Raw genomic sequence first — 4893 nt, forward strand, 5'->3', positions numbered from 1 at the left:
CCCCGCAGCCGCGCAGCACGCCACCGCACTCGGCCGCTGCCCGGCAGCCGTCCGGGATCCGGGTGCCGGCACAGGCGCGCTCGTCAGGCTCCGGCCCACGCCGGGGCGCGGACAGGCAGCAGTGGGGTGCGCCCGCCACCCGCGGCAACTCGCCCCATCGCGGCGCCGACCAGCCCCGCCGGGCAGGACGCCGGCCCGCCGGGCCGCAGGGCCCGACATCCACCGAATAACGACATCTACTGCCCGGACAACGGCGCGGGCCGTGGCACCGAACAGGTCGGTGCCACGGCCCGCGCCATGTCGTACAGCCTGACGTGTCGTACGACTGCCTGCCTTCGTACCTGGCTGCCTGGTACGACCCTGTCTGGTACGACCTGCGTAGAACTATCTGGTCCTGCGTGATGACGGGCCGGTCGTCCCGCGGCGGACAGGCCCGGGCCAGATCAGACGACAGGACCAGAGCAACCCGCCGGAACCAGACGATCCGCCGGACACGCACCTCCCGCGCCGTCAGGCGTCAGGAGTCACCGCGGGCTCAGGCGCCGCTGGAGACGCTGACCGCGTCCGACTGCCGCGGTACTCCGAGCCGCAGGCGAGTGGGGTTCGCGACCGAACGGGGGATCAGCCACGGCTCGGCCGCGGCGTCCGGGCCGTCATTGACGTCATCTTCGGGCGCCCGCTGGCTCGGCCACGGCGACTCCGGCTGAACCACTTCATCGTGCTCGGCCATTGACAGTGCTCCCCTCCCGGGCCGTGACCAACATGTGGAACCGGCCGACCATGGTGACGCGACAGACATAGTGACACAACAGACATGTCGACATCCCGCCGACAGTGGGTTACAAAAGACATCGAACCAGTATCCAGGATGATACATGGGCCTTGAGTGAGAATAATCATGCACGGGGGTGCCGCGTGAGCGATACACGTTCTTCACACACTGTGAACTCGCCATAGATGACCGAACCCGCCACGGGTAGAGTCGAATCACCGGAACGGATGGGAGGACGCACCGATGAGCGAGCCGCTGATCGCGATTCCTCCGGGTGGCTGGACCACCGACGACCTCGACGAGCTGCCGGTCAGCAACCATCGGTACGAACTGACCGACGGAGCTCTCAGCGTGTCGCCTTCCCCCTCCAACCTGCACCAGGCGCTGGGCGCCCGGCTCTTCGCCGCGCTCGAGGACATCACGCCGGAGCCGTTCGCGCTGGCGATGGCCGTGGACATCCGGTTCGGCCGGCAGCTCACCCGCGTCCCCGACCTGATGGTGATACGCAGCGACGAGCCCGCCCGGCACTGGTTCTCCCCCGCCGAGGTCGTTGTCGCGATCGAGATCGAGTCACCCGGCAACCATGTCGAGGACCGCACCACCAAACCCGCGCTCTACGCCCAGTTCGGCATCCCGCACTACTGGCGGATCGAGCCGGTACCACCCCGTGTGACGACCTACCGGCCCGGCCCCGCCGGCGCCTACGTGGCGACCGGCAGCGGGCAGCGGCTCACCGTCACCGAACCGTTCCCGGTCGACCTCGACCTCACCGTGCTGCTCCCCCGCTGGGCACGCTGACCGCACGAACCAGCGCCTCGCCGCCCACGCCGCCGGCCGCCCACGCCGTCGGCCGGCCGGCTGGCGGGAGGCTGCGCGGACGGAGGGCAGGCCGACCGACGGCTTAACCGGGCGGCAGACGGAAGGTGAGGTCGGCGGCGGGGACGGCGGTGTCCAGCTGGGCCTTCTGCAGGTGGCCGGAATAGTCCCAGTTGACCGCCTGCCAACGGGTGACCTGGTCGAGCACCCAGCGGCCGGACTGGCGGGAGCCGTTGCCGGAGCGGCCGTTGCCCCCGAAGGGCAGGTGCGCCTCGGCGCCGGACGTCGAGTTGTTCACGCTGACCATGCCGGCACCGATCCCCCGGCGGAACCGGAAGACCGTCCGCGGGTCGTTCGTGTAGATCGACGAGGACAGGCCGTAGCCGGGAGCGTTCGCGAGCCGCACCGCCTCGTCGAGGTCCCGGTAGGTCGTCACCCCGATGACCGGGCCGAACGTCTCCTCCCGGAACACCTCGTCGTCGGGCCGGACACCGTCGAGGATCACCGGGTGGTAGTACAGCCCGTCACCGGGATCGCCCACGAAGCCGCGGCGCGGCCGGGCCGCGTCCACCCGCCCGACCGCCGAGGAGCCCGCGACCCGGTGATGGTCACGGATCAGGCCGAGGGTGTGCTCGAAACCGGCGGCGAACCGCAGGTCGAGCAGGGGCCCGTACAGGACGTCGGTGACCGGGTCGCCGATGCGCGCGTCCTCGACCGCGGCCACCAGCCGGCGCAGGAACTCCCCGTGCACGGACTCGTGCACGATCGCCGTCCCCAGCGAGGTGCACCGCTGCCCGGCGGTGGCGAACCCGGAGAACACCGCGCCGGCGGCCGCCGCGTCGAGGTCGGCGTCGGGCGCGACGACCATCGGGTTCTTCCCGCCCAGCTCCAGGCAGGGGGTCTGCAGGTGCCGGCCGCACAGTTCGCCGATCATCCGCCCGACCTCGGTCGACCCGGTGAAGCCGACCTTGTCGACGAGCCCGGCGTCCAGGGCGCGCTCCAGGCCGGTGAACGTCTCCACGCCCTCGGCCGGCACGAGCCCGACCGCGCCGTGGGGCACCCCGGCACGCAGGATCAGCTCGGTGAACGCCTGCGCGCACGCGGCCGCGTAGACCGCCGGCTTCCACACGACGGTGTTGCCGCACAGCAGCGCCGGCACGATGTACCAGGACGGCACCGCCACCGGGAAGTTCCCGGCGGTGATCACCACCATGACGCCGACCGGTTCCCGGAAGGTGAACAGCTGTTTGTCCGGCATCTCCGACGGCACGGTCTCGCCGTAGAGGCGCCGGCCCTCCCCGAGGAAGAAACGGCAGGTGTCGACGACCTCCTGCACCTCGCCGCGGGCCTCGGCCAGCGGCTTGCCGACCTCGCGCGTCACCAGCCGGGCCAGCGCCTCGGCGTTGGCCTCGACGAGGTGCCCAAGGTTCGCGATGACGCTGCCGCGGACCGGCGCGGGCACGTCCGCCCAGCCCGGTGCCGCCGCCCGCGCGGCGGCGCAGGCGTCCAGCAGGTCGGCGGGGCCGGCGAGGCTCACCTCGGCGACCACCTCGTCGAGGTGAGCCGGATTCGTCGAACGGGTCACGGCCCGGGCCGCCGCCGGCCGCCGGCCGGTGGGCCCGGCTCCGTCACCGATCAGTAGCTCCACCCGGCGCGGCGGGACGGCCGGGCGGGGCGGCGCCTGATGGATCTTCATGTCGACGACCTCACCATCCAGTCGATCATCTGACGGACCATGCAGTCGATCATCCGGAGCGGCCCGGGCCACCCAGCCCCGAATCCGGTCATCCGGTTATCCGGTCATCCGGTCGGGATCCGATCATAGAGTCGGGACGCGGGCGAGGACCCGGCCCAGGGCGGCCACGCCGAGCTCCAGCTCGGCCGCGGAGACGGTCAGCGCCGGCCGGAACCGCAGCGCGCGGACACCCGCGGGCAGCACCAGCACGCTCTCCTCGGCCCGCAGCCGGCGGACCACGTCGTCCCGGCACCGCGCCGAGGGGAGGTCGATCGCGCACAGCAGCCCGCGCCCACGCGGGTTCGACACCAGCGACGGATACTTCCCGGCGAGCCCGCCGAGGGCGGCGAGCAGGTCGCGGCCGAGATCGCCGGCGCGGGCGAACAGCCCGTCGGCCGCCATCACCTCGAGCATGCGCCGCGACCGGACCATGTCGACCAGGCCGCCGCCCCAGGTCGAGTTGATCCGCCCCGGCACCCGGAAGACGTTGTCGGCCACCTCATCCACCCGCCGGCCGGCCATCACCCCGCCGAGCTGCACCTTCTTGCCGAACGCGACGACGTCCGGACGCAGGCCCAGCTGCTGGTAGGCCCAGGCCGAACCGGTCATCCCCACCCCGGTCTGCACCTCGTCGAGGACGAACAACGCGTCGTGGGCGCGGCAGAGGCGTTCCATCGCCGAGAGGAACTCGGCCCGCAGGTGGTTGTCGCCGCCCTCGCACTGGATCGGCTCGGCCAGGAAGCAGGCGATGTCATGAGGATGGCGGGCGAACGCGGCCTCGGCCTGGGCCAGCGCGGCCGCCTCGGCCTCGGCGAGGCCGGCCAGGCCGCGCGCGTCCAGCGGGAACCTGACCGCCGGCGGGTCGATGCGGGGCCAGTCGAAGACGGGGAACCGGTCGGTCTTGACCGGGTCGGTGTTGGTCACCGACAGGGTGTATCCGCTGCGGCCGTGGAAGGCATGCCGCAGGTGCAGCACCCGCCGGCCCAGCGAGGCGGGCCGGCCGGCCTGGGCGTTGTGCCGGCTCTTCCAGTCGAAGGCGCACTTCAGCGCGTTCTCGACGGCGAGCGCCCCGCCTTCGACGAAGAAGAGGTGCGGCAGCTCCGGGTCACCGAGGACGCGGGTGAACGTCTCGACGAACCCGGCGTAGGCGGCGGTGGCGATGTCGGAGTTGGCCGGCTTGTTCACCGCCGCGGCGGTGAGCTCGGCGAGGAAGGCGGGGTCGCCGGTCAGCTCCGGCGGGTTGATCCCCAGCGGCGCGGACGCGAAGAAGCTGTAGAGGTCCAGGTAGCGCCGGCCGTCCCGGGCGTCCACGAGCCAGCTCCCGCGGCTGCGCTCAAGATCGAGGACGATACCGAAGCCGTCCGCGATGACGTGGCGGCCGAGCACGTCGAGAACGTCGCGCGGCGCTACCACCGCGCCCGTCGTGCCCGCCGCGCCCACCGCGCCCACCGCGTCCGCCGTAACCGCCGTAACCGCCGTGACCGCCGTGACCGTCGCGTCCGCCGTGACCGCCGTGACCGCCGTGACCGCCGTGACCGCGGGACCAAAAATAGCGGGCGTGGCCGTGCCG

The 4893-nt window shown here is 72.4% G+C and carries 4 protein-coding genes and 1 pseudogene; 2 read left to right on the top strand and 3 right to left on the bottom strand.

The features are described 5' to 3' along the window. Window positions 1-230, top strand: a pseudogene (locus tag NBX02_RS14475) (DEAD/DEAH box helicase); the annotation flags it as partial. Between the two features lie 305 nt (window positions 231-535). On the opposite strand, the gene NBX02_RS14480 reads toward NBX02_RS14475, so the two are convergent. Beyond that, on the bottom strand, window positions 536-730 hold the full coding sequence (locus tag NBX02_RS14480; RefSeq protein ID WP_250291745.1) for a hypothetical protein: 195 nt from the start codon (window positions 728-730) through the stop codon (window positions 536-538). 285 nt (window positions 731-1015) lie between these two features. Here NBX02_RS14480 and NBX02_RS14485 point away from each other — a divergent pair, with 285 nt between their 5' ends. Continuing rightward, entirely contained in the window at window positions 1016-1570 is a 555-nt protein-coding gene (locus tag NBX02_RS14485; protein ID WP_250280786.1) for a Uma2 family endonuclease, read from the top strand. A gap of 103 nt (window positions 1571-1673) precedes the next feature. On the opposite strand, the gene NBX02_RS14490 is transcribed toward NBX02_RS14485, so the two are convergent. After that, window positions 1674-3284, bottom strand: a complete 1611-nt coding sequence (locus NBX02_RS14490; RefSeq protein ID WP_250280787.1) for an aldehyde dehydrogenase family protein — start codon at window positions 3282-3284, stop codon at window positions 1674-1676. A gap of 123 nt (window positions 3285-3407) precedes the next feature. Then, a partial coding sequence (lat, locus tag NBX02_RS14495) for an L-lysine 6-transaminase (RefSeq protein ID WP_445548437.1) occupies window positions 3408-4893 on the bottom strand: 1486 nt, incomplete at its 5' end.

Origin of the sequence: Protofrankia sp. CiP1_Cm_nod1 (assembly GCF_920888515.1) — a bacterium.
In the GTDB taxonomy this organism is placed as follows: domain Bacteria; phylum Actinomycetota; class Actinomycetes; order Frankiales; family Frankiaceae; genus Protofrankia.

Excerpts from the sequence above, each read along its gene's own strand:
- NBX02_RS14490 (WP_250280787.1), bottom strand. The coding sequence starts at position 3,284 with ATGAAGATCCATCAGGCGCCGCCCCGCCCGGCCGTCCCGCCGCGCCGG.
- NBX02_RS14485 (WP_250280786.1), top strand. The coding sequence starts at position 1,016 with ATGAGCGAGCCGCTGATCGCGATTCCTCCGGGTGGCTGGACCACCGAC.
- NBX02_RS14480 (WP_250291745.1), bottom strand. The coding sequence starts at position 730 with ATGGCCGAGCACGATGAAGTGGTTCAGCCGGAGTCGCCGTGGCCGAGC.